Source organism: Francisella frigiditurris, from assembly GCF_001880225.1.
Lineage (GTDB): Bacteria > Pseudomonadota > Gammaproteobacteria > Francisellales > Francisellaceae > Francisella > Francisella frigiditurris.
In genome coordinates, this window is record NZ_CP009654.1 from 1,615,001 (window position 1) to 1,639,480 (window position 24,480).

A 24,480-nucleotide genomic window follows, 5' to 3' on the forward strand; every position below is an offset into this window, starting at 1 on the left:
TTCCCCTCGTTCGCTCCTAACTCTATATCGAGCAGGTAACTAGACTACTCTAGCTGGGTTCCCCCATTCGGACATCTGCGGATCAATGTTTGTTTGTCAACTACCCGCAGCTTTTCGCAGACTACCACGTCCTTCATCGCCTCTGAATGCCAAGGCATCCACCGCTTGCACTTATTCTCTTAAGTCTATCTCTATACTAAATTGTTAAATATCTCTATTCGCATAAATAAAATATTGGTGGAGCCAAGCGGGATCGAACCGCTGACCCCCTGCGTGCAAAGCAGGTGCTCTCCCAGCTGAGCTATGGCCCCAAAAAAATGGTGGGTCTGAGTAGACTTGAACTACCGACCTCACCCTTATCAGGGGTGCGCTCTAACCAACTGAGCTACAGACCCGTATCTTATTTACACTAAAATATATTAGCTACAAACACTCAAAAACAAACTTAAAATCAGTAATTAGATAATTTTTTATTTTCGTATTTCCTTTAAGGAGGTGATCCAGCCGCAGGTTCCCCTACGGCTACCTTGTTACGACTTCACCCCAGTCATGAATCACACCGTGGTAATCGGCCTCCTTGCGGTTAGCCTAACTACTTCTGGTGCAACCCACTCCCATGGTGTGACGGGCGGTGTGTACAAGACCCGGGAACGTATTCACCGCGACATTCTGATTCGCGATTACTAGCGATTCCGACTTCATGCAGTCGAGTTGCAGACTGCAATCCGGACTAAGAGTACCTTTGTGAGTTTCGCTCCAGGTCGCCCCTTCGCAGCCCTCTGTAATACCCATTGTAGCACGTGTGTAGCCCTGGTCGTAAGGGCCATGATGACTTGACGTCGTCCCCACCTTCCTCCGCCTTGTCAGCGGCAGTCTCAATAGAGTACCCAACTTAATGATGGTAACTATCAATAGGGGTTGCGCTCGTTGCGGGACTTAACCCAACATTTCACAACACGAGCTGACGACAGCCGTGCAGCACCTGTCACTGCGTTCCCGAAGGCACCAATCTATCTCTAGAAAGTTCGCAGGATGTCAAGACCAGGTAAGGTTCTTCGCGTTGCATCGAATTAAACCACATGCTCCACCGCTTGTGCGGGTCCCCGTCAATTCCTTTGAGTTTTAGCCTTGCGGCCGTAGTCCCCAGGCGGAGTACTTAACGCGTTAGCTGCGCCACTAGGCCCTTTACACCGAACCCAACAGCTAGTACTCATCGTTTACAGCGTGGACTACCAGGGTATCTAATCCTGTTTGATCCCCACGCTTTCGTCCCTCAGTGTCAGTATCGGTCCAGAATGTTGCCTTCGCCATTGGTGTTCCTTCTGATCTCTACGCATTTCACCGCTACACCAGAAATTCCCCATTCCTCTACCGTACTCTAGTTTGCCAGTATCAAATGCAGTTCCAAGGTTGAGCCCTGGGCTTTCACATCTGACTTAACATACCACCTACAGACCCTTTACGCCCAGTAATTCCGATTAACGCTTGCACCCCCCGTATTACCGCGGCTGCTGGCACGGAGTTAGCCGGTGCTTATTCTTTGGGTAACGTCAATTCAAAATGCTATTAACATATTGACCTTCCTCCCCAACTAAAGTGCTTTACAACCCTAGAGCCTTCTTCACACACATGGCATTGCTGGATCAGGGTTTCCCCCATTGTCCAATATTCCCCACTGCTGCCTCCCGTAGGAGTTTGGGCCGTGTCTCAGTCCCAATGTGGCTGATCATCCTCTCAAATCAGCTATGGATCGTAGCCTTGGTGGGCCCTTACCCCGCCAACTAGCTAATCCAACGCAGGCTCATCCATGAGCGGCAGCCCGAAAGCCACCTTTAACCCTTAGGTATTATGCGGTATTAACAACCGTTTCCAGTTGGTATCCCCCTCCCATAGGTAGATTCCTACGCGTTACTCACCCGTCCGCCACTCGTCAGCAACTAGCAAGCTAGTCCTGTTACCGTTCGACTTGCATGTGTTAAGCATGCCACCAGCGTTCAATCTGAGCCAGGATCAAACTCTTCAGTTTTAATCTATTCTGACTCTAACTACTGATATTTACTCAAATTTATTAAAGAGTGTTTGTATATAATATATCTCTTAAATATCTAGCCCCTCAGGACCTCCCAACTAACATCATCCGTCAGCCGGTGAAAACATATAATACGCCCTCAATTAACCTTTTGCAATACCTTTTTTTAGTTTTTTTAGGTTTTTTTTGTATTTTCTAAAAAATTAGAAAATTATTACAAATTCACCTAAGATAAATGAGGAGCTTAAAGTATATATTATAAGTATTTCAACATTTGCATAAAAGAACTATTACCATTTCTAAATACCAGCTATTTAGAAAAAGTAAATAGAGATTTATGGATTTATAAACTGACCAAGCCTTTTTATTGCTTCTTTTAAAACACTTAAGTCATCGGCACAGCTTATTCTTATATAGTTTTTCAAACCAAAATAACTACCTGGAGTTATAGCTAAAGCCTGATCTTTTAATAAGGCTAAACAAAACTCTATATCATTTTTAAATGAAGTTTTTTGCAATAGCTTTTCTATTTTTGGAAAAAGATAGAAAGTCCCCGAAGGTCTTACCACTTCAATTCCTTCTATATTATTAAGATAATCATAAACATACATTACTCTTTCTTTATAAGCAGATGTATATCTCTCTAAATACTTATTATCTAAAGCTAAAGCTTCAATGGATGCCATCTGAGATATTGAACAAGCACCTCCAGTAGTTTGCGATTGTAGTTTTGTTATAGCATTTTTTAAGATCTCTGGTGCTATAACATAGCCAACTCTCCAACCAGCCATAGCATAACCCTTAGACATCCCACTTGCTATGATAAATCTATTAGATAAATCTGGAGCAATCTGCAATAAAGAAATAGCAGTATCATCAAATAAAGTTTGATCGTATATTTCATCTGAAATAATCCATATATTCGGATACTTTCTAATCAGCTCTGCAAAAGAAGCTAGTGTTTCTTTTGTATATAAAACACCTGTTGGATTATTAGGGGAGTTTAGAATAATAGCTTTTGTTTTAGATGTAATAGCTTTTTCAATTTCTTCAATATCTAATTGGAAATTGTTTTCGGCATGGGTTTTTACTACAACTGATTTTGCTCCAGCTAATTTTAATTGTTCTGGATAACACACCCAATACGGTGCGAAATATATAGCTTCATCCATATCATCAAAAATACATGTAAAAATATTATGTATACTTTGTTTAGTTCCACTTGTTACACAAATCTGATTTTTATCAAAATTCAAACCATAATCTCTTTTATACCTTTTGACTATAGCTTCTTTTAATTCAGGAATTCCATCTATTGGAGGATACTTAGTAATATTATTATCTATAGCTTTTTTAGCAGCTTCTTTGACACAATCAGGTGAGAAAAATCCTGGCTCTCCAATAGAAAGAGATATCACATCTCTTCCCTGCTGCTTTAACTCCGCTGCTAATTCAGACATTACAACTGTAGCTGATGCTGCAATACTACTTACCTTACCACTAATTTTTAACACTATTTAACCTCCTACCTTATACTAACCAACTAGATGCCTTTTTACTCTGCCTGACAGTTTGAAGCTGCCCTTTATAAAAAATTATCTCCGCTGGTAAATTATGGCATAAGAAGAATGGCATACTCTCAGTAAAACCATATGCACCAGTTTGTTTAAATATTAAATAATCACTTAACTTTATATCTTTTGGTAAACTTGCTACACCAGCTTTGTCTAGGCTTGTACACAATGGACCATGAATCTGAAATTTTTCAGTATCATTACAAAATTCTTTTCTAAGCAATTCCACAGGAAAACTTTCGCCCGTTAGAACAGGTCTAACTAAATGTTGAGCACCACCATCAGTTACGAGTAAATTAATATTATTTACTGATTTCCTATCGATAACCTTAGTTACATAGACTCCACTTTCTGCAACAGCATATCTACCAAGCTCTAACCAATACTCTATATCAGGAAATTCTTTTTTTAGATTATCAAAGCAAGACATTAAATCATTGATTGATACTACTTTTTGACTAGAGTTGTAAGGGACACCTATCCCACCACCTAAATCTATAATTTTTAAAGAAATATTGATAGCCTCACTTAAATCTAGCAAAGCCTTAGTTATTGTCTTCCATATCTGAGATAGTTTATCTAAGCAAAGAATATTTCCCCACTGAAAACAATGCATCCCAATTATAGACATATTATTAGAAATACTTGGAGAACTATTAAAAAAATCTTTCCAGTCATTTATAGATAATCCAAAAGGAGTTACACAATCTCCTCCACCAAGCACGTTGCTTTCTTGATCACTCCACACAAGTTGCACTCTTAAAAGAATTTCAACTTTTATATTCTTTCTTTCTACAAGGCCTGATAAATCTTTAAATTGATTTATGCTCTCGACTACAAAAATTCTAACGCCTTGAGCTAGAAAATATTCTAATTGAGAATATGACTTAGCTGGCCCAGTATGTAAAATATTTTCAGGATTTACTCCTTGATCTAAAACCTGGTCCAACTCACCAATACTAGCAACATCAAAACTTATTTTTTGCTCATCGAAAATCTTAATTATTCTAGATAATGGATTTGCTTTTAGTGCATACCATAATTTTACTGGTAGTTTTTTCAACTCTTTAGCATGGGCCTCTAACATATCCAAATCATAATAAAAGAAAGGTGAATCACTCTCTTTGCATATACTTTCTAAATTATTTCTATGAGCTTCTATATTCATTAAACTACCTTAATATTTCCTCTAAAGTTAATGAAGCATCACTTTTTTCATCTCTGTATTTAATAATGATTGGGCAATAAGCTTGAAGACCATTCTCCTGAGCCCAACTAGTTTTAATTGGCCTACTACCTGGAATAATCACTGCATTTTCTGGAATTTTTGAGCCTTTTGGTAAAACCTTATCATTCACAGCATCATAGACAGCTACGCCTTTTGATAAAACAACAGATGGCGCTATAACAGCACCTTTACCAACAACAATACCTTCTACAATCACAGCGCCTGCGCCAATGAACACATCATCTTCAATGACTACTGGATTCATGCCTATTGGCTCTAAAACACCACCAATCTGAACTGCTGCTGATAAGTGTACATTCTTACCAATCTGAGCACATGATCCAACTAAAGCATGACTATCAACCATAGTTCCAGAGTCAACATATGCTCCTATATTAATATAAGCTGGAGGCATAATAATAACAGATGGTGCCACATAAGCTCCTGCTCTAACCGACGAACCTCCAGGTACTAGTCTAACTCCATCATCTACACTAAAATTTCTGACTGGCAAATTATTTTTATCAACAAATCCAGAATAGGATCCTAAGAGCTCAACATTATTCCCAGCTTTAAAAGCTGCTAATATACCTTTTTTAACATCTTGATTTGCAATCCACTCACCATTTTCTAACTGTATTGCTGCTCTTAGTCTTCCTGCTTCTAATTCTTCAATAACATTTTTCCAATTCATTATAAACCTCTCTCCTCTTTCTATTTATATATGACTAAACCAATCTTTAACTAAACTATCTGCCCCTATCAATAAACTTAAGTCCTGAAGCTCGTCAGCCAACAGTGGTGCTCTTAGAGTATTTGTAGTTATTACACTATTATGTGCTAACCACACTTTAACAGGTATTGGGTTTGCAACACTAAAACAAGATCTAGTTGCGGCTTCCCATACTGCCTTATCTTCAAGTGTTATTTCATGAGCTAGACTCTGTCTAACATACTCTTTTGTTTGCTCTGGCCAAACATTAGATATAACCGAAACAAGCCCTTTAACTCCTATATCAGCCAACTCTGGTAGCAAGCCATCCTCTCCACTATATATAACTAAATTTGGAGCTAACTCTTGGTAACGAGCACATCTTTGAATATCTCCAGAAGCCTCTTTTAACGCCCAAAGATTTGGATGATCTTTTAAGCTCGTTAAAACTTCTTCTGCTAAATTTACTCCTGTTCTTGAAGGAACATTATAAAGCATACATGGCCTTTCCGCTCTATCTAAGACTGTCTTAAACCAACTAGTCTGGCTAGCTGATCCAGGTTTTGCATAAAGTGGAGTAACAACTAAAAAGCAATCAACTCTTTGCGTCTGACAAAACTCTATCCACTGAAGTTGTTTAGTAAGCTGAAAACCGCCAACTCCAACCATAATTGGGACATTAAGGTTTAAATTGGTTACAAATCTTACAACCTCGCATTGCTCATCAAAATCTAAAGCTAAAGCTTCACCTGTACTGCCAAGTATTAAAATTCCACATCCTTGATACTCTTGGATTCTTAATAAGTTCTCAAAACTAACCCAATCAATAGATCCATCTTCAAACATCGGGGTAACTAACGCAGTGTATAATCTATTATTAATATCTATAGACATAATCTCTCTCCCACTAACTCATCAAAATAAACAAATCCTGTAATACCTCTTTGAAACACTTCTCGTCCTGCCCATATAGCTCCTTCAGCAAACAAGCTTCTGTCATGAGCTGTATGTTTAAATTCAATTGTTTCATGAGGTGTATTTACCTTAACTTGATGCTGTCCTTTTATGTCTCCCTCTCTAATAGACTCTATATATACATCCCCTATGTTTAACCAATTCCTCCAAGATACCGCCGTACCACTAGGAGTATCAACTTTTTGTACATGATGCTTTTCTGTAATTGAATAATCAGTATTTTCATGTAATTGATTTAACTGACCTAATGACTCCAAAATATTTCTTACAGCCACCATAGACAAACTAAAATTATTGGCAACAACCCAAGTTTTCTGACTTTGATTTATATAATTAATAAAATCTTGATCCCAGTTATATCCTGTTGTACCACAAATCACTGGAGTATTTGCCTCTAATAATATAGGCAAAAGCTCTTGTAATATTTTTGCATTAACAAAAACTATTGCCACATCTGTATTTTGTAATGCTTCTATTGTTAATACATTTTTTGAGTTATATATTCCTGATATCTCATCTTGTGGTAAAAGACCTGCTACTGCAGATCCTGTTTTACCATTACCAACTATAGCTACTCTCATCCCTCTCTCCTCTAGCTGAAAAAACTACTGTAAACATTATTAACAACTTTTTGCGCATCTTTACTAGCGACAAGCATACATATACTATTCTCACTAGCTCCATGACTAAAAAGCCTAATATTGTAGTCTTTAAGGCTGTTAAAAAGCTCTCCACTAACGCCATTTATTTGGTGTAAGTTACTACCAACCACGCTAACTAATGATAAATCGTTTTCAACTTTGATATTTACGTTACTTATAGACTCTAAATCTTTTAAAAGCTCTGGAGTTACTAAATCATCACCCATAGAATGACTACCTAGCTTGTCCAAAGTAATTGCAACGTTTATCTCACTAGTAGAAACCAGATCAACTGCAATATTATGGTTAGCCAAAATACTGAAAACCTTTACTAGAAAACCTTGGGAACCAAACATATTAAAGCTTCTTATAGTTAGTAAAGTTTGATCTTTTCTTTCAGCTACAGCTATGATATTTCTGTTAGAGTCTATTTTTTGTGTTATTAAAGTGCCACCAAGCTCTGGCTGAAATGTTGAACCAATATAAACATCAAAATTACTAGTCATTGCTGGCCAAAAAGTTTTAGGATGTACAACCTTAGCTCCAAAAGTAGCTAATTCTGCCGCTTCGCTAAACCCTAGTGTTACTAAAGAACTTGCACTAGGCACAACCCTTGGGTCAGCTTGATAAATACCTGTAATATCTGTATAAATTTTTAGCTGATCTGCTTTTATAGCTTGAGTATATAAAGCTGCAGAATAATCACCACATCCTCTACCTAAAGTTGTTGTATTTCCATGAGCGTCTGAACCAATAAATCCTCCAAGAACGCAAACATATCCTTGATCTATTTTGGGTAAGATATACTCAATAGCATTAGTTTCTAAAGATGATAAATTTGGGCTAGCACAACCAAAATTACTACTCGTTTTAAGGATCTTTCTTGAATCTAAATGATAAGCATTTATACCGTTTTGATTAAAAATATTAGCAACTAGAATAGAAGAAATAACTTCACCAAAAGCTAAGATAGAATCTGATAGTTGCTTACCACTAAAATAAGCAGCCATATTTGCAAACATTCTAAGCTCAGCAATCATATCACTTACAGAAGAAGTAACATCCTCTGAGTTAATAGACTGCAATATAGGATTAATTATAGACTCTATCTGACCTATAATTTCATCTACTTTTGTCTTATCTCTACTGTTATTTGCTAATTGAATTAGTAGATTTGTAATGCCTGATTGAGCACTAACAACTACTAATTTTATTCTATTATCTGAATTAACTATACTAGCGCATTGTCTAATAGTTTCTTGATTTGCTACACTTGTGCCACCAAATTTGGCAACAATTGTTTCTGACATATAAGCTCTCCTCTCTAATAGCTACAATATCAGACGAGAGAACATAAAATTTGAGAAATACATACACAAACTAAAGCACTCCACGTCGACACACATTTTAAACGACATGACAGTTCTGCTACCTTTCAATATCAGAACCAAGATTACCAATCATAAACTGGGCAACCTTTCGGCATAAGTTCTATCTTTTCTAATGATCGTCGGGGTTTATGCACCTAACATTAGAGATATAACTTACGCACCTCTTTAATTACACTTCTTCTAGAATCTAGAATTTTGAAGTATTTTTTGAGTCTAACATTCTAAAACACCTCACACAACCCTTTTTCTACGCCAAAAAAATTTATTTTGATATTGCATCAAAAAATATCTTAAATTTAAGTTACAAAATTTGATTAGACTTAAAACTAATTATATGATTGCCATATATCTTAATAGGAACCTTTAAAATGACACATCAATATTTACTATGGTTGGGATTAGCTGCATATGCAGTTCATGTCCTTGAAGAGCTGACTCTAGACTGGAGAACATGGGCTCGAAGCTCTTTAGGGTTTAAAAATATGGAATGGGGCACATTTTATATAGCAAACGCTGCTGTTATGTTTATTAGTATAGCTTCAGCAATGGTTGGTTGGCAGCTTCCAGCATTTGGATTAATAATTTCTGCTCTCATGCTTATAAATGGAATATTTTTTCATATATTACCAACTCTAATTCAAAGAATAATATCCCCTGGAGTTATAACTGCAACACTATTATTTCTGCCTATCTCTATTACTACATATTATGGCGCTTATCTTGATGGTGTCTTAGGCATAAGTACTTTTATATCATCGTTAATATTAGGTGGTCTACTAATGGCATCACCTATAATTTTTATGAGGGTCAACGATAAAATCGTACAGAATCATAATAAAATATAAATCGGTATATTAAGCTTAATTTAGCCTTTTTTAAAAGTTCTTACCAAAAACCTTTGTGGAGATAATGCTTCTAAAAGCTTATCTGAGATATTTTTTTGATCTTGCCTAATTAAATTAGAAATAATTTTTGCTGAAAGTAATGATGATGAAATACCTTTAGAACCAAATCCTGAAGATAAATATAAACCCTCTTCATAAATCACATTAGGCATTTTATTTTTAGGATAGCCCTTAGATAAAGGCTTAAAAAACATCTCTCTAAATAAATCATAATCCACTAGTTTACCTACTAAAGGTAGATGATCTGATGTGACACATCTAGTAGAAACTCTTGCATCTAAAATTGATTCCATAGCAATAGATTCTTCTGGGAAAATTTCTTTTACATGATTTAAGTTTTCTTGGTGATCACAATCCCTAACCTCTCCAGAAGTATCGCTATTTTCTCTAAAAGTTGCACCTATAACCTGAAGATTATTTAGATAATGAGGAATAAGATAGCCTTTATCCATGATGGTAAAATCAGTATCAATAGACTCTTTAATAACAGTTAGTTGCCCTTGTGATGGATATACTGAAATATTTTTCAAATAATCAATTTGACTAAATAACTCATATGCTCCCGCAAAGATAACAATGTCAAACTCTTCTTGATAGTCTTGAAACTGTAATAACCACTTTTGATTTTGAGTTTTCTCAATAGTTTTTAATTCTGAATCTAATTTAAGCTTAGCTTTTGAAGAGTTTAACCAACTTTTACATAAAGATTTAGGAATCAGAGATAAAGCATTAGGATAATATATTGAATCATAGTCAATCTTCTTCCCTAGAAGTTTAGAAGACTCTTTACTGTCTAGCAATACTGCAAGATCTGAACTTATCTGCCTATTAGCAAATATTTTACTATATCTTAGTGCTTCTTTAGGATTGGATAAAACATGTAAAACACCTTTCGAACAAATCTCTATATCAGCCTGATTTTTCTTGATGTAATCATTAAGAATCTCATATCCCAAGGTATGAAATTGCTCTGAGAAATTATTATCATTTGTAAGGGATGGTCTTAATATTCCAGCAAAATTTCCAGAAGCTTCTGAGGCAAAGTCTGAATTTTTATCAAAAATAGTAATTGAAAAATCCTTATGCTGACTTAGTTCATAAACTAGTGCACAACCTGCTAGGCCAGCACCTATTATTGCAACTTTTTTAGAATTGTTATCATGCTCCAAAAAGCTTTATACCTTCTCTTTTTCTTTTTTGCTCAGCTCTTATCATCCGAGCCTGTTTTGGATCGATAGTTAGATCTCTATAAATTTCTAGCCTATCCTTATGTTTAAGCTCTGCATTTAAGTCAATCATCTCTGAATAAACGCCTAATTTAAGATTCTCAAGCTCAAGCTCTGAATACTTATCTAATATTCCAGATTTTTCTATAGCTTGTTTAGCAGTAATATTTTCTTCAAATTCCACAAAAAAAGATATTTGTTCGTTTGGAAGAGCGTATATTACTTCTACCTTATTCATTAGCTATAAACCTCTTCCGCTCTTTTACAGAATGCATCTAACATTTTATTAGCCAAACCTTTAAAAACAGGTCCCAAAGCCATTTCAACGAATTTATTTTCAAAAGCAAAATCCATTTCCAATGAGACTCTACAAGACTTATTTTCTTCTATAGGTTCAAAAGTCCAATGACCATTTAGGCTTTTAAAAGGCCCATTCATAAGCTTAAGATCAACCTTAGAATCTGGAACCATTGTATTATGAGTAGAGAAATCCAACTTCACGAAGCCTGATTTAATTTTCAAAGCTGCTTTGACTTCTGTCTCATTTTCTTCAAAAATTTCAATATCATAACACATCGGTAAGAATTCAGGATAACTTCTAACGTCATTTACTAAAGTATACATTTGATGACAAGTATAGTTTACAACAGCAGACTTATTAACAGTGTTCATTGTATTTAATCTTTATTAGTTTACTGATAACATATAGCCTTATATTCTATATCTTTTAGAAAAAAAATCTATGAAAAAAAATAAGGTTTCTCCAGCAACTATAGCGAGAAACAAAAAAGCCTTTCATGATTACACAATATTAGAAAAGTTTGAGGCTGGAATCGCATTAAAAGGCTGGGAAGTAAAAAGCATACGTGCTGGAAAAGTACAAATGGTTGATAGTCATGTCCACATCAAAAGAGGTGAGGCTTGGCTTTTCAACTGCTTAATCACGCCATTATTGTCTGCATCTACACATGTGGTAGCTGATCCTGGTGCGTCACGTAAACTACTACTACACCGTAGAGAAATAGATAGGATAATGGGTAGAGTTGAACAAAAAGGTTTAACTTGTGTGCCATTAGCTATGTACTGGAAAGGTCCTAATGTGAAAATAGAAATAGCTTTAGCACAAGGTAAGAAATCTCATGATAAACGCCAAGCTGAGAAAGACAAAGACTGGAATCGTGAGAAAGATAGACTTTTCAAAAAGGCACATAAATAAATATGACAAGCACAGAAAAAAAGCTAAGGCACTATATAACAAAAGCTGTGGCTGATTTTAACCTCCTTAAAAAAGGTGACAAAGTTATGCTTTGTTTATCTGGCGGTAAAGATTCTTTTGGTTTATTAAAAGTATTACATGGGCTAATCGCTGATAAAACTTACGAAATTGATCTACATGTATATACTCTTGATCAGTCTCAACCTGGTTGGGATGATAGTGAACTTAGGAAGTATCTAGATAACTTAGGTGTAAGTTATGAAATAGAAACAAAAAATACTTATGGTGTAGTTATAGATAAAGTACCTGAAGGTAAAACTTATTGTTCACTTTGCTCTAGATTACGCAGAGGAAATATCTATAGATATGCAAAAGACCACAACATGGATAAAGTAATATTAGGCCACCATCGTGATGATTTAATAGAATCATTACTAATGTCTATTCTCTATCAAGGTCAGATAAAATCTATGCCACCTAAGTTTGTGACCCAAGATGGTGAAAATGTAGTTATCCGCCCTATGGTTTATGTGCAAGAGAGAGATTTGATAGAATTTGCAAAAGAGGAAAACTTCCCAATAATTCCATGCAATCTATGTGGCTCTCAAGAAAATTTAAAAAGAAAAAAAGTTAAAAAGCTTATTCAAGATTTAGCTCATGAAAATCCAAAAGTCCCAAGCAATATATTAAGCTCACTTTCAAATGTATTGCCTAGTCATTTGATGGATAAGAATTTGCTAGATATCAATCAATACAATAATTAATTACTGTACTTTTTTAATAGTTTTATTTTCAATTTTATAGATAGAATCCATATTTATATTATTTAAAAATTCTTCATCATGAGATACAAGAATAAAACTTCCCTTAAAATCATTTAATATATTAATTAATTGCTCTTTTGTTTCTAAATCAATATTATTTGAAGGCTCGTCAATTAATAACAAATCATTTTTCTCTAATGCTATAAGAGCCAATGATAACCTACACATCTCCCCACCAGAAAGTTGATTAACACAAAGATTTACTTCTTCATTTCTTCTAAAAAGAAATTGACTTAAATGTTTTCTAATATCTATTTGTATTAGATCAAATTTCTCAAACTGCTCAATTACTGTCTTATCTTTGTTTAAGTTAATATAATTTTGATCTAAGTAGCCTATGCTTAAATTAGATATTAGTTTTTCTCCTTTCACTCTAACACTAGGATCTTCCAATAACATTTTAATAAATGTTGTTTTACCACTTGCATTATCACCAGTAATAATAACCTTCTCATCACCTCTCATATAGAAATTAATACTCTCTAGGACATTAAGCCCTTCTTTATAATATATTTTAAGATCTTTTAAGACCAATATATCTTTATCGAGCTTTTGATTATTTTTTAGGGAGAAACTAACTTTTAAATCTTCTGGAATATATAGTTCTTTCCTTTCTGTCTCGATCTTTTTATTTTCTTTGAATAATTCTTTTTTTATCTTATTTGATGTTACTATTGAGTTCCCGAGCTTTGTTGCACTTTTTATCGTTGCCCATTTTTTATTTTTAATATTCTTTTTTCCTCTTAAAGACATTTTTGAGGAACGCTCTTGCTCTTGCATCAGTTTCTCATGTAGCCTTTTCTTCTCTTCAGAGATTTCTTTTATTCTAGTTTCTATAGTTTGTTTCTTTATCTCTTGTTCAGTCAAATAATCACTATAACTACCATGGAATTTATTTACTTTTGAATTGTAAATATGCCATATATATTCACAGTTATTTATCAAACTTCTATCATGTGTGACGATAATTACAGTCCCATAATAGTTGTCTAAAAATCTTAATAGATTATTCCTATTCTTATTATCAAGATGATTAGTTGGTTCATCTAGCAATAAAATATCAGGATACGTTGAAATAGCATTTGTAAAATTCAGTAAAAAAGCTTCTCCTCCACTTATACTATTATCAGTTTCTGATACCTGTTTTATATAAGACACCTTGAGTTTATTTTTTATTGCTAACTCATAAATCTTATTTAACAAAGAAGACTTACCTGAACCATTTTTTCCAATTATTGTGACTCTATCACCATAACAAATATTTACTGAAAAGTTAGAGAAACACTCTTTTGTAGTATAACCTACAGATAAATCACTTATTTTTAAAAATGTTTGCATACTCAGACCTTAATTTTTTGTATTTGTGTATTAAAAATTACTTTTACAAAAAATTAATTATTCACTGGCACACTCACTTGAAATAAATACAATATAGTATTTTACTAAAAAAAATCATTAATTCAATTTCATTTATAAGTAGCAACCATCCTTAACCTTACATAATCAGCATACCAATCACCATTATTAAGTAAATCAGCTCTTGCGACTTCTTTTAATCTTGTAAAAAACTTTTCTTTATCTTCTACTCTCTCAAGTAAGTCAGCTCTAAAGTTAGTAACCCAATTGGTGATTCCATCTTCACCTTCTAACTTAGTTGGTCTATCAAATAAAACCGCAAATCGTACTGCGAAACCATTCTTTTCAAGTAATGAGCTATATTCAGAAATACTTGGATAATAATTTTTAATGTGATAATCCGTAAGATTAAACTCTTGAGAAATATTATTTATATGAAAAAGTAATCTGTCTATATTACCCTTTCCTCCCATTTCAAATACAAATCTACCATTTGGCTTAAGGACTTTAGCTACATTTTTTATTACAGATTCAGCATCAATCATCCAATGTAAAGCAGCATTAGAAAAAACTGCATCAAAACTATTTTCCGAAAAGTCTAAACTCTGCTGAGCATCCGCAACATGAAAATCGATATTTGGATAAAGCTTCTTTGCCCTATTAACCATATCCAATGAATAATCAACACCTGTTACTTTAGCACCTGATTCAGCTATGGTATTAGCAAGCCTACCTGTACCACATCCCAGATCTAAAATAATCTCATTAAATTTTGGAGCTAAAAGCTCTATAACATCATCACCATAGTTTGTGACAAAATTAGCCTTGCTATCATAAAGATCAGCATTCCAGTTATTTGCTGTTTTAATCATAAAAAAGTTTAGAAAATTTGGAGATAAATAAAGTATAAGATTTGAAACTATAAGAGTCTAGAAATAAAATTTTAACGAATTATCATTAGAAGAATTATCTGAATCTTTCTTCTTTATATCAGAGAATCTATTTCCAACTCTGTAATCATCTTGAGATGAATATCTAAATCCTGAAATATTGTCATTCATATTATTTAGTGCCATAGAGCAAACCGGCATTATTAACAAAGAGCCTATTATTAGTTTTATTGTTTTTCTCATAACTATTCTCCTTCTTTTTAAAAAACTTATCTTATTCCTATGCTATCTACTTGACTATCTACATATGGATCTTGTCCAAAACTATCTATCCCTTGAGATACATGTTTAAATCCAGCAGAAGATGGTCTATAAGAACTTACATTTGCTAAAGCCATTGAATAGATTGGCATAACTAATAAACTACTTACTAACATTAAACTTATTATTTTTTTCATCTTATTTACCTTTATATAATTTGTATTTGTATTACCTGATCACTATGTTATACACACAACTTATCAATGTGAAATATATTGATTTGATATGGTTAATAAGTTTTTCTTATAAGAGCGTCTTAAAATTATTTAACATATTTACAAATTCCTTCATAGTGTTCATGACCATACTGATCTATACTATTTTGTTCCTCTAAATATGCATTATTATGTTTTATCAAATGATTATTATAATCTTCTGCTTTATTGCTACTTACTTTTACATAAGAAAATGAATAAATTGGCACAATCAAGAAACATGTAATTATCATGAGTTTTACAATCTTTTTCATTTTCATTCTCTTTATAATTTTTTGTTCTCTTACTATCAATGTTATACCTAAATTTGATTACCACTAAACAGATTGATTTGATATGGTTAATAAGTTTTTCTTATAAACTAATTGAAAACTTTTTAATGTCATATAAAAAATAGATTTTATTATAACGAGCCGAGAATTATCCTGCTAAACGCATCTCCATAAGCTGCTCATCGTAGTTTCTAAGAGCTTCATTATATGTCCCAATTCCTCTAGTACTACCATTATTTTTAATAGCGTAATTGTATGAGCCTGTTTGGTAATTGTTCACTCTCACATATGATATAGAACAAATTGGTACGATTAATAAAACTACTACTAAGACTGCGCCTATTATTTTTTCCATTACTTAAGTTTCCTTCCCTTTATTTTGTTGTTTTAAAAATTAAGTGGGAAGAATCATATACCGATAAAAACTAAATATTAAATTGATTGATCTTATATAACTTATAAGTTTTTTTGATAAGGATAGGTAATATACAAACTAACCAAGATTCTGAATAGCTGCACTATAACTACCCATACTTGAAACATCATGTCTAATAACAGAACCATATGAACTAGCTGAAACCACTCGTATATATGACATTGAGTAAACTGGCATTATTAACAAACTACTAACCAACATTAATTTTATTATTCTTTTCATTTTGATAACCTTTTGTAATTTAATATCTTTTATTACCGATAATGTTATACTTTCTGTTATTTAAAATTAAATATATTGATTTTATAGAGTCTATAATTTTTTATTATGAAAATGGAACAAAATAGAAATTTTATTGGATTTTGAGATATTAAATATAATTATTTAATGATTTCTAGAGACTAATTTTTGACAAACTTGATCTAAAGATATTCCTTTTTCTCTTAATAAAACTAGTAAATGAAATAGCAAATCTGCTGTTTCAGAAATTAGCTCATCATTGGAGTCTTGCTTCATCGCAGCAATTACAACTTCCACACCTTCTTCACCAACCTTTTGAGCTATTCTTGGTAAACCTTTTTTAAATAAGCTAGAAACATAGCTATTTTCTGGTAACCAATCTTTTCTCTCTGCGATTAACTTTTCCAATTTATCAATTATATAAAAAGAATTTGATTCTTCATTCTTAGTAAAACAAGATTTACTACCTGTATGACAAGTTGGTCCATAAGGTATAGCTTTTATAAGTATTGAGTCATTATCGCAATCTATTAAAACATCTACTAATTCAAGAAAGTTTCCACTCTCCTCACCTTTAGTCCATAAACGATTTTTACTACGGCTATAGAATGTAACTTTTTTTATCTCTAATGTTTTCCTTAAAGACTCTTTATTCATGTAGCCCAACATCAAAACTGTACTATCCACCACTGACTGGATAATAGCTGGTACTAAATCATCCATTTTTTTCCAGTCTATAGACTCTATAATTTCATTACTCATTTTAATCCTTCACTATTCTTACAGGTATATTATTTTTTGAAAGCTCTTTCTTTAACTCTGGTATAGCTATAATGTCATCATGAAATACACTAGCAGCTAAAGCTCCATCTATATTTGTATATTTAAATACATCAACAAAATGCTGAATTTCTCCAGCACCACCAGAAGCTATAACTGGTATAGAAACACTAGATTGAACTTCCCTTAGATGTTCTAAATCATAGCCACCTTTTACACCATCATGATTCATGCAATTAAGGACTATCTCACCAGCTCCTCGAGATTCAACTTCTTTTGCCCAACTGACAGGGTCTAATAAAGTTTGGACAGTCTTATCTGCACTACCTGTATACTGACAAACCTTAAACTCCCCATCGATGAATTTGCTATCTATTCCTACTACCACACACTGTGTACCAAATTCATACACCAGCTCATTTATTAAATCAGGCCTAGCTAATGCTGCTGAATTTACAGATATCTTATCTGCTCCTTCATTAAGGATAGCTCTAGCATTTTCTACAGACTTTATTCCACCAGCCACACAAAATGGGATGTTAATTTTCTTAGCTATTTCTTGTATCCATTTTATAGAAAGTAACTTATTATCTGGACTTGCTCCAATATCATAAAACACCAGCTCATCAGCTCCCGCCTCTGAGTACTTCTGTGCAAGCTCAATGATATCGCCAATAACTCGATGATTTCTAAATTTGACACCTTTAACAACCACGCCATCTTTAACATCAAGGCATGGGATTATTCTTTTAGTTAGCATTCTAAAGCCTCTTGTAGTGTAAATTTATTTTCATATAAAGCTTTACCAATAATTACTCCATATGCAGCCTGCTCTTTCAATATCTTCAAGTCCTCTAACTTACCAACTCCACCAGAAGCCATAAATTTAACATCTGGATATATTGATGAATAAACTCTATACAACTCAAAATTCGGACCTTGTAACATACCATCTCTTGAGATATCGGTACACAACACATATTCAAGACCATCAGCAAGATAAGTCTGAATTATCTGATCTAAAGTGGTTGTACTAGATTCTTGCCAACCATGTGTTGCTATGTATGGAGTTCCTTCTTTAATAAAAACATCTAAAGCTAAAACTATTTTTTCAGCTCCATATTTTTCAAAAAACTTCTTAGTTAACTCTATATCTTTAACAGCTAAACTACCAACAACTACTCTATCAACACCAATTTCCAGAAGCTTATCAATAGTTGCAAAATCCTTAATTCCTCCGCCAACCTGTAGAGTCATATTACAGTTATCTCTAATTTGTTGTATAGTTTCAAATTGACAAGTTTGACCTTTTTTTGCACCATCTAAATCTACCACATGGATAAATTTAGCTCCTGCCTGCTGATATGAATTAGCTACATCTTTTGGTTCTAGCTGATAAGTAGTAGTTTTATTAAAGTCACCCTTTTCTAAGCGAACACATTTACCATTTATTAAATCTATTGCTGGAAATATATTCATCTATAGAGCTCCTTTTATAAAGTTTTGGAGAAATTTCACTCCTATCTCTCCTGATTTTTCAGGATGAAACTGTATTCCATAGAAATTATCTTTATTTACTATAGCAGTAAAGTTATTAATATAATCATTTGTTGCTAATGAATAATCATTAATCTCAGCATAAAAACTATGCACAAAATATACAAAATCATCTTCTGCTATATTCTGAAACAAAAAATGATCTTTATTTATATTTTGTAAACTATTCCAACCCATATGTGGAATACTAAAACCTTGAGTTTTTCTAAAAGATTTTACCTTTTCATTAAAGATACCTAAACATTCTGTATCACCCTCTTCAGAATGACTATACATAATTTGCATTCCCAAACAGATTCCCAATACTGGTTGTTTAAGTTGTGAAATAACAGTATCTAAACCATATAATCTTAGATTCTCCATAGCTGACTTAGCATGACCAACCCCAGGAAGTATTACGCAATCTGCCTTTTTTATTTCTTCAGCGTCATGTGTTAGAAGTATTTCTTGACCTAATTTCTCAAATGCATATTTTATTGAAGCAAAGTTACTACCACAACAGTCTATTATTGCTATCATAACACTCCCTTAGAACTAGGAATTTCAGCAATATTACTTTTAGCTATAGCTTGCTTTAAAACTTTTCCTAAGCCTTTAAAACATGCTTCAATCATATGATGAGTATTCTCACCAGTAACTTTGATATGTAGAGTTGCCTTTAACCCTTCGGCAAAAGACACAAAGAAATGTTTTACTAATTCTACTGATAAGTCACCAACCATTTCACGATCAAAATTAGCCTCAAAAGAGCAATAACTTCTACCACTTAGATCTAAAGCTACCTCAACTAGTGCCTCATCCATCGGTAATAAAAAACCATAACGATTTATACCATATTTATCACCAAGAGCTTTTGCTATAGCCTGTGAAAAGCTTATTGCAACATCTTCAACGCAGTGATGATCATCTATATGTAAATCACCTTTAGCTATAATTTCAGCACTTATGCCAGCGTGTTTTGCTATTTGATCTAACATATGATCAAAAAAGCCAATGCCTGTTGTTATATTTCTCTTACCTGGAACGTCTAAATTAACCTTCACAAAAATATCTGTTTCATTAGTAACACGCTTTATTTCAGCAACTCTAGGCTTATTTAATATAGCATTAACAATATCATCCCAAGTTTTATATTCATCCTCACCTATTTGGATAGGATTCACTTTTATGTTATTTGCCAATTGAACATCAGTTATTCTGTCACCAATCACATAACTATCTTTTAATGAAATTCTTTGTTCAACTAAATAGTCCATTAGTAAACCAACTTTAGGTTTGCGACAATTGCAATCTTCATGACTAAAATGTGGACAGATTAATATCTCATCAAACTCAATCCCCTGAGATTTGAATATTTTAAGCATTAGATCATGAGGTGCATCAAAATCAGCCTTTGGAAAAGATTCTGTTCCTAAGCCATCTTGGTTTGAAATCATCACTAGCTTAAATCCAGCAGATTGCAGCTTCTTTAATGCTTCAAAAACCCCTTCAAAAAATTCAAGTTTTTCTATACTATCAACTTGCTTATCAATAGGTGGCTCAACAATTAGAGTTCCATCTCTATCTATAAATAAATATTTACTTTGCTTCATATTCATTACTTAACTTTTCTAATACTTCTATTAACTTCTTATTTTCAGACACTGTTCCTACGCTTATTCTTAACATTCTTTCATCATTAAAAAAATGTGCCATAGAACGAACAACTATCTTATTATCCATTAATTTGTTAAAGATTCCTTCTTTAAATCTTACTAAAATAAAATTAGCATCTGATAACCATAATTTATCAACTATTTTCATCTCAGATAGCTTCTCATATATATATTGTCTTTGGACTTTTACTTCTGATACTTGGTGAGCTATCTTATCTAAACTTTTTTCATCAAGTAGGCTTAATATAGTACTTTCTGTAGTTTTAGGAATAGGATATGGTGCTAGTATTTTTCTTAACCAGAGAATTCTATCAGAATTAGTAATTACAACCCCTAATCTAAGTCCTGCCATACCAAAAGATTTAGATAAAGTTCTTAATACTACAAGATTTTCATACTTATTAATAAGACAAGCCGCTGATTTCTCATAACTAAACTCAATATATGCCTCATCAACTACAACTATACACTTACCAGCTAGTTTATTAAGAATAAACTCAATATCTGCTAACGGTATAGATTTTCCAGTAGGATTATTAGGAGTACATAAAAAAAGCAATTTACAATTATTAGAGATATTATCTAAAAGTTCAGAAACATTAATCTCAAAATCATTTTCCTCTTTTAGTTTTATAGTTTTATATTCTACTCCCTGTAATTGAGCTGCTATTTTATACATTCCAAATGTAGGCTCAACTGCAAAAACAGAATCCTTTTGGTATTCACAATAGAGTCTAAATAAAAGATCAATTCCTTCATCACTGCCTCTAGTAACTAGTAAATCACTTTCATTAACTTCATATATACTAGCCAACTTTTGAACCAGTTTCTTCGGCTGCGGTTCAGGATAACGATTATATAAATTCTCATCATTATAAGGAGATTCATTAGCATTTAACCATATATCTCCATCCACTTTTAAAGAGCGTGCAGATGAATAAGCACTAAATTTTTGTAAATCTTTACGAATAAGATTTTCTGTGGTTTGTTTTTGCATACTTTATAAACTCTCCAAACGAATAGCTATTGCATTTTCATGAGCTTTGAGACCCTCTATATCAGCTAATCTCATTGCCATTTTACCTATATTTTTTATACCTTCTTTAGACACATTTTGAATACTTATTGCCTTCATGAAATCTATGGTTGCTAAACCACTATACGCCTTTGCATAACCATAAGTTGGTAAAACATGATTTGAACCAGTAACATAATCCCCTAAAGCTTCTGCTGCCCATGGACCAACAAATACCGCTCCAGCATTTTCAATTTTTTCTACATAGTCATCAGCATTTTTAATATTTAATATAAGATGCTCAGATGCATATTCATTAGCTATATTAATTGCTTCATCAACAGATTTTGTAACTATAATTGCACTATTTAATAGAGATTTTTCAATTATCTCTTTTCTTTGAGCAATACTTGTTTGTTTGATAACTTCTTCTTTTACTTTGTTCGCTAAATTTTGACTATCTGTAATTAACAATGCTTGAGAGTCCACCCCATGCTCAGCTTGAGCTAATAAATCTGCAGCAACGAACTTTGGATTAGCACTTTCGTCTGCAATCACTAACACTTCTGAAGGACCAGCAGGTAAATCTATCGCTGCACCTTGACTATCATGAGAAACTTGTTGCTTTGCCTCTGTAACCCATGAATTACCAGGACCATAGATTTTATTTACTTTAGGTACCGTCTCTGTACCATATGCTAAAGCAGCTATAGCCTGAGCTCCACCTAATTTATAAATACTAGATACATTACAAATATCTGCAGCTATTAATATTAATGGATGTATATTTCCATTTTCGTCACATGGTGTAGTAACATAAACTTTTTTACAGCCTGCAATTTGAGCTGGAGCTGCTAACATTATTAAAGTAGAAACCAATGGCGCTGATCCACCAGGTACATACAATCCAACTTTTTCAATTGGCTTATATATTTTCTTACAAACCACTCCATCATTTGTATGACAAATAGTAGTTTTTGGCTTCATTACCTCATGGTAGTTAGATATGCGTGCTATAGTTTTTTTTATAAGACTAATTTCTTCTTCTGAAACTAAAGTATATGCTTTTTCTATTTCAGCCTTAGAAACCATAATACTTTTTAAATTAGCTTTATCAAATTTAGCTGTAAAATCTAAAAGAGCTTGATCTCCCTTCTGCTTTACTTCATCTAAAATATTTCTAACTCCTGAAATTAGACTATCTTTATTGGAGCTAACAGGTCTAGATAAAAGCTCCTTTTGCTCCAATAAGCTAAGCTCTTGCCAATCTAATATTTTAATCATTTTTAACAAAACCTATTCAAGCATTTTTTCTATTGGTAGAACTAGTATAGAACTTGCTCCAGCTGCTTTTAATTTTTCTAGTGTGCTCCAGAAAACTCCCTCTTTCGTTACTAAATGAATAGCAACTTTAGTATCACCATATATAGGCATAATAGTCTGGCCTTCATGGCCTGGAAGAATATGGGCAATATCATTTACTGCATTTTTATCAATATGGAACATAATATATTTACGCTCTTGCGCATGCTTAACACCTTCAATTCTTCTCAATAAAAGCTGATAATATTCTTCTAATTCTGGTTTGAAATTTTCATTTGAACGAATCAATACTGCCTGACTCTTCATAACTGTATGAATCTCTTTAAGATTATTCTCTTCTAAAGTTCTTCCTGTAGAGACTAAATCACATATAGAGTTTGCCATTTGCAAATTTGGTGCAATCTCTACAGATCCTGAAATTGAGAGAGGATCTAGATTCAATCCATATTCTTTTGAAAATTTTTGCACTAAATATGGATAAGATGTAGCTATTCTAGTATTTTTTAATTTATCTAAATTATCACTAGCATCATTTGGTACAGCTATAGATAATCTACAATATCCAAAGCCTAATTTCTTATCATTAATAATGTCATTCTTTTTTGTAGTATCTTTAATGCTTAACAAATATTCTTCTAAAACATTCTCACCAACTATACCAAGGTCACAAACATTACCATTTACCATAGTTGGAATATCATCATCTCTAACAAAAAGAAAATCTACAGGAGCATTTATAGAGTGGCAAAGTAAATTACTTTTACTAGAAAACTCAACTTTAATACCTATTTTGGTAAATAGCTCCATTGAGCTATCATGTAAACGCCCTTTCTTTTGAATAGCTATTCTTAATCTATTTCTCATTATAACTACTATAGCTCCTCTTTATTAATTCGATCATAAATAATATTATAACCACCTGTACCATATGTAATACAACGAGCTATTCTACTTATAGTAGTTAAACTAACTCCGGTATCAGCATGTATCTGTCTATATGACTTATTCTTTTTAATTTCTTTAACCACTCGCCATCTAGCAGCCATAGCAATTAAATCTACTGGGGTACACAAATCTTCAAAAAATAATTTTGCTTCTTCTGCATTTTCAAACTTGGTAAAAGTCTCAAATAGATCTGATAAATTCTTATCATTATCTTTGATTTCTGACATTTAAGATTTATTCAATTCATCTCTGTACTAGCATGTTAATACACTAATACACTTATTACAATAAATATTTTTAGTATTTTCCTTGATAATTATAGACCTTACCATTAAGTTTTACATTAATAGTATAATCAGTATGATTATCATCAGCACATACAATACCAACAATACACTTTTCATACTCTCCAAATGGATCCTCTCCACTCCAAAGATAAGCTTGATAAGAATTCCCTGCATTTCCCTGATTAAAAAAACCTTGCTCATCAAGATATAAAAAACTACAAGTTTCAGAATTTGATAGTGTTACTTTTAATGTTCCTAGAGTAGCTCCTAAAGTTCCATCATATACTACAATACTACTTGGTAAATTTCTAAAACCAATAACCTTGTACTTTCCATTAGGTATAAATAAATTAATAAATCTTCCTTTAGGCACTAAAGGAACATTACTACATGATGTAATCAAAACTAATAATAGAACAATTATTCCTGATTTTATTCTGCTCACTAACGGCTTATTCCTCGTTTAT

General features: G+C 32.9%; 29 protein-coding genes, 2 tRNA genes, 2 rRNA genes and 1 riboswitch (1 of these 34 running past the window's edge). Of the genes, 3 read left to right on the forward strand and 30 right to left on the reverse strand.

Annotated features, from left to right (window positions below; translation table 11 throughout):
• The 10 genes from KX01_RS08055 to lysC form a co-directional block, all read right to left on the reverse strand.
• Nucleotides 1-185, reverse strand: a 23S ribosomal RNA gene (locus tag KX01_RS08055) (it extends 2,702 nt beyond the left edge of the window).
• A gap of 50 nt (nt 186-235) precedes the next feature.
• Nucleotides 236-311 (reverse strand) — tRNA-Ala (locus KX01_RS08060).
• A gap of 7 nt (nt 312-318) precedes the next feature.
• Nucleotides 319-395 (reverse strand) — tRNA-Ile (locus KX01_RS08065).
• A 93-nt stretch (nt 396-488) separates the two neighbouring features.
• Nucleotides 489-2,026, reverse strand: a 16S ribosomal RNA gene (locus KX01_RS08070).
• Together the 16S and 23S rRNA genes with 2 tRNA genes alongside form the textbook arrangement of a ribosomal RNA operon.
• Before the next feature lie 338 nt (nt 2,027-2,364).
• Nucleotides 2,365-3,543 carry a pyridoxal phosphate-dependent aminotransferase gene (locus KX01_RS08075; protein ID WP_083578922.1) on the reverse strand — a complete coding sequence of 393 codons (1,179 nt, stop codon included), beginning with the start codon at nt 3,541-3,543 and terminating at the stop codon, nt 2,365-2,367.
• 16 nt (nt 3,544-3,559) lie between these two features.
• Nucleotides 3,560-4,771: a PLP-dependent decarboxylase gene (locus KX01_RS08080; protein ID WP_071664499.1), complete on the reverse strand. Its 1,212-nt coding sequence runs from the start codon at nt 4,769-4,771 to the stop codon at nt 3,560-3,562.
• Between the two features lie 4 nt (nt 4,772-4,775).
• Nucleotides 4,776-5,525: a 2,3,4,5-tetrahydropyridine-2,6-dicarboxylate N-succinyltransferase gene (locus KX01_RS08085; protein WP_071664500.1), complete on the reverse strand. Its 750-nt coding sequence runs from the start codon at nt 5,523-5,525 to the stop codon at nt 4,776-4,778.
• 24 nt (nt 5,526-5,549) lie between these two features.
• On the reverse strand, nt 5,550-6,437 hold the full coding sequence (dapA, locus tag KX01_RS08090; protein WP_071664501.1) for a 4-hydroxy-tetrahydrodipicolinate synthase: 888 nt from the start codon (nt 6,435-6,437) through the stop codon (nt 5,550-5,552).
• A complete protein-coding gene (locus KX01_RS08095) occupies nt 6,428-7,099 on the reverse strand; it encodes a 4-hydroxy-tetrahydrodipicolinate reductase (RefSeq protein WP_071664502.1) in 672 nt (223 codons plus the stop codon). The genes dapA and KX01_RS08095 overlap by 10 nt, the downstream gene beginning before the upstream one ends.
• Nucleotides 7,100-7,110: 11 nt before the next feature.
• Nucleotides 7,111-8,469 (reverse strand): lysine-sensitive aspartokinase 3, encoded by a 1,359-nt coding sequence (lysC, locus tag KX01_RS08100; RefSeq protein WP_071664503.1) that lies wholly within the window; start codon nt 8,467-8,469, stop codon nt 7,111-7,113.
• Between the two features lie 65 nt (nt 8,470-8,534).
• A riboswitch (Lysine riboswitch) is annotated at nt 8,535-8,724 on the reverse strand.
• Between the two features lie 194 nt (nt 8,725-8,918).
• On the opposite strand from lysC, the gene KX01_RS08105 reads away from it, so the two are divergent.
• On the forward strand, nt 8,919-9,395 hold the full coding sequence (locus KX01_RS08105; protein ID WP_071664504.1) for an HXXEE domain-containing protein: 477 nt from the start codon (nt 8,919-8,921) through the stop codon (nt 9,393-9,395).
• Nucleotides 9,396-9,415: 20 nt separating this feature from the next.
• Here the strand turns inward: KX01_RS08105 and mnmC are convergent, their stop codons facing one another.
• From mnmC to KX01_RS08120, 3 genes are read right to left on the reverse strand one after another with little or no spacing between them, the layout of a single operon-like run.
• Entirely contained in the window at nt 9,416-10,624 is a 1,209-nt protein-coding gene (gene mnmC / locus KX01_RS08110; RefSeq protein WP_071664505.1) for an FAD-dependent 5-carboxymethylaminomethyl-2-thiouridine(34) oxidoreductase MnmC, read from the reverse strand.
• Nucleotides 10,614-10,919 carry an RnfH family protein gene (locus KX01_RS08115; RefSeq protein ID WP_071664506.1) on the reverse strand — a complete coding sequence of 102 codons (306 nt, stop codon included), beginning with the start codon at nt 10,917-10,919 and terminating at the stop codon, nt 10,614-10,616. The genes mnmC and KX01_RS08115 overlap by 11 nt, the downstream gene beginning before the upstream one ends.
• Entirely contained in the window at nt 10,919-11,353 is a 435-nt protein-coding gene (locus KX01_RS08120; RefSeq protein WP_071664507.1) for a type II toxin-antitoxin system RatA family toxin, read from the reverse strand. Before KX01_RS08120 ends, KX01_RS08115 begins: the two co-directional genes overlap by 1 nt.
• 70 nt (nt 11,354-11,423) lie before the next feature.
• Between KX01_RS08120 and smpB the strand changes: the two genes are divergently transcribed.
• On the forward strand, nt 11,424-11,897 hold the full coding sequence (gene smpB, locus KX01_RS08125; RefSeq protein ID WP_071664508.1) for an SsrA-binding protein SmpB: 474 nt from the start codon (nt 11,424-11,426) through the stop codon (nt 11,895-11,897).
• 2 nt (nt 11,898-11,899) lie between these two features.
• On the forward strand, nt 11,900-12,661 hold the full coding sequence (gene ttcA, locus KX01_RS08130) for a tRNA 2-thiocytidine(32) synthetase TtcA (RefSeq protein WP_071664509.1): 762 nt from the start codon (nt 11,900-11,902) through the stop codon (nt 12,659-12,661).
• Here ttcA and KX01_RS08135 read toward each other — a convergent pair whose 3' ends face one another.
• From KX01_RS08135 to KX01_RS08210, 17 genes are all read right to left on the reverse strand, one after another.
• Nucleotides 12,662-14,059 carry an ATP-binding cassette domain-containing protein gene (locus KX01_RS08135; RefSeq protein WP_071664510.1) on the reverse strand — a complete coding sequence of 466 codons (1,398 nt, stop codon included), beginning with the start codon at nt 14,057-14,059 and terminating at the stop codon, nt 12,662-12,664.
• Between the two features lie 128 nt (nt 14,060-14,187).
• Nucleotides 14,188-14,949 (reverse strand): class I SAM-dependent methyltransferase, encoded by a 762-nt coding sequence (locus KX01_RS08140; protein ID WP_071664511.1) that lies wholly within the window; start codon nt 14,947-14,949, stop codon nt 14,188-14,190.
• A gap of 57 nt (nt 14,950-15,006) precedes the next feature.
• The gene (locus KX01_RS08145) at nt 15,007-15,210 is read right to left on the reverse strand and encodes a hypothetical protein (RefSeq protein WP_071664512.1); all 204 of its coding nucleotides are present in this window, start codon (nt 15,208-15,210) and stop codon (nt 15,007-15,009) included.
• A 26-nt stretch (nt 15,211-15,236) separates the two neighbouring features.
• Nucleotides 15,237-15,425, reverse strand: a complete 189-nt coding sequence (locus KX01_RS08150) for a hypothetical protein (RefSeq protein ID WP_071664513.1) — start codon at nt 15,423-15,425, stop codon at nt 15,237-15,239.
• Nucleotides 15,426-15,550: 125 nt separating this feature from the next.
• Complete coding sequence (locus tag KX01_RS08155; RefSeq protein WP_071664514.1) at nt 15,551-15,757, reverse strand: hypothetical protein; 207 nt, start codon at nt 15,755-15,757, stop codon at nt 15,551-15,553.
• A 166-nt stretch (nt 15,758-15,923) separates the two neighbouring features.
• Nucleotides 15,924-16,130 carry a hypothetical protein gene (locus tag KX01_RS08160; protein ID WP_071664515.1) on the reverse strand — a complete coding sequence of 69 codons (207 nt, stop codon included), beginning with the start codon at nt 16,128-16,130 and terminating at the stop codon, nt 15,924-15,926.
• A gap of 138 nt (nt 16,131-16,268) precedes the next feature.
• On the reverse strand, nt 16,269-16,433 hold the full coding sequence (locus tag KX01_RS09395; RefSeq protein ID WP_156860393.1) for a hypothetical protein: 165 nt from the start codon (nt 16,431-16,433) through the stop codon (nt 16,269-16,271).
• Nucleotides 16,434-16,595: 162 nt separating this feature from the next.
• On the reverse strand, nt 16,596-17,213 hold the full coding sequence (hisIE, locus tag KX01_RS08165; protein WP_071664516.1) for a bifunctional phosphoribosyl-AMP cyclohydrolase/phosphoribosyl-ATP diphosphatase HisIE: 618 nt from the start codon (nt 17,211-17,213) through the stop codon (nt 16,596-16,598).
• A 1-nt stretch (nt 17,214) separates the two neighbouring features.
• On the reverse strand, nt 17,215-17,991 hold the full coding sequence (hisF, locus tag KX01_RS08170) for an imidazole glycerol phosphate synthase subunit HisF (RefSeq protein ID WP_071664517.1): 777 nt from the start codon (nt 17,989-17,991) through the stop codon (nt 17,215-17,217).
• Nucleotides 17,985-18,710 (reverse strand): 1-(5-phosphoribosyl)-5-[(5-phosphoribosylamino)methylideneamino]imidazole-4-carboxamide isomerase, encoded by a 726-nt coding sequence (gene hisA / locus KX01_RS08175; RefSeq protein WP_071664518.1) that lies wholly within the window; start codon nt 18,708-18,710, stop codon nt 17,985-17,987. Before hisA ends, hisF begins: the two co-directional genes overlap by 7 nt.
• Entirely contained in the window at nt 18,711-19,307 is a 597-nt protein-coding gene (hisH, locus tag KX01_RS08180; RefSeq protein ID WP_071664519.1) for an imidazole glycerol phosphate synthase subunit HisH, read from the reverse strand. It lies immediately after the preceding gene.
• The gene (hisB, locus tag KX01_RS08185) at nt 19,304-20,380 is read right to left on the reverse strand and encodes a bifunctional histidinol-phosphatase/imidazoleglycerol-phosphate dehydratase HisB (RefSeq protein ID WP_071664788.1); all 1,077 of its coding nucleotides are present in this window, start codon (nt 20,378-20,380) and stop codon (nt 19,304-19,306) included. The genes hisH and hisB overlap by 4 nt, the downstream gene beginning before the upstream one ends.
• Nucleotides 20,367-21,440, reverse strand: a complete 1,074-nt coding sequence (gene hisC / locus KX01_RS08190) for a histidinol-phosphate transaminase (RefSeq protein ID WP_071664520.1) — start codon at nt 21,438-21,440, stop codon at nt 20,367-20,369. The genes hisB and hisC overlap by 14 nt, the downstream gene beginning before the upstream one ends.
• Nucleotides 21,441-21,443: 3 nt before the next feature.
• Nucleotides 21,444-22,742: a histidinol dehydrogenase gene (gene hisD / locus KX01_RS08195; RefSeq protein WP_071664521.1), complete on the reverse strand. Its 1,299-nt coding sequence runs from the start codon at nt 22,740-22,742 to the stop codon at nt 21,444-21,446.
• Nucleotides 22,743-22,754: 12 nt separating this feature from the next.
• Complete coding sequence (gene hisG, locus KX01_RS08200) at nt 22,755-23,645, reverse strand: ATP phosphoribosyltransferase (protein ID WP_071664522.1); 891 nt, start codon at nt 23,643-23,645, stop codon at nt 22,755-22,757.
• An 8-nt stretch (nt 23,646-23,653) separates the two neighbouring features.
• Complete coding sequence (locus KX01_RS08205; protein ID WP_071664523.1) at nt 23,654-23,953, reverse strand: YerC/YecD family TrpR-related protein; 300 nt, start codon at nt 23,951-23,953, stop codon at nt 23,654-23,656.
• 70 nt (nt 23,954-24,023) lie between these two features.
• Nucleotides 24,024-24,458: a hypothetical protein gene (locus KX01_RS08210; RefSeq protein WP_071664524.1), complete on the reverse strand. Its 435-nt coding sequence runs from the start codon at nt 24,456-24,458 to the stop codon at nt 24,024-24,026.
• Nucleotides 24,459-24,480 lie beyond the last annotated feature (22 nt).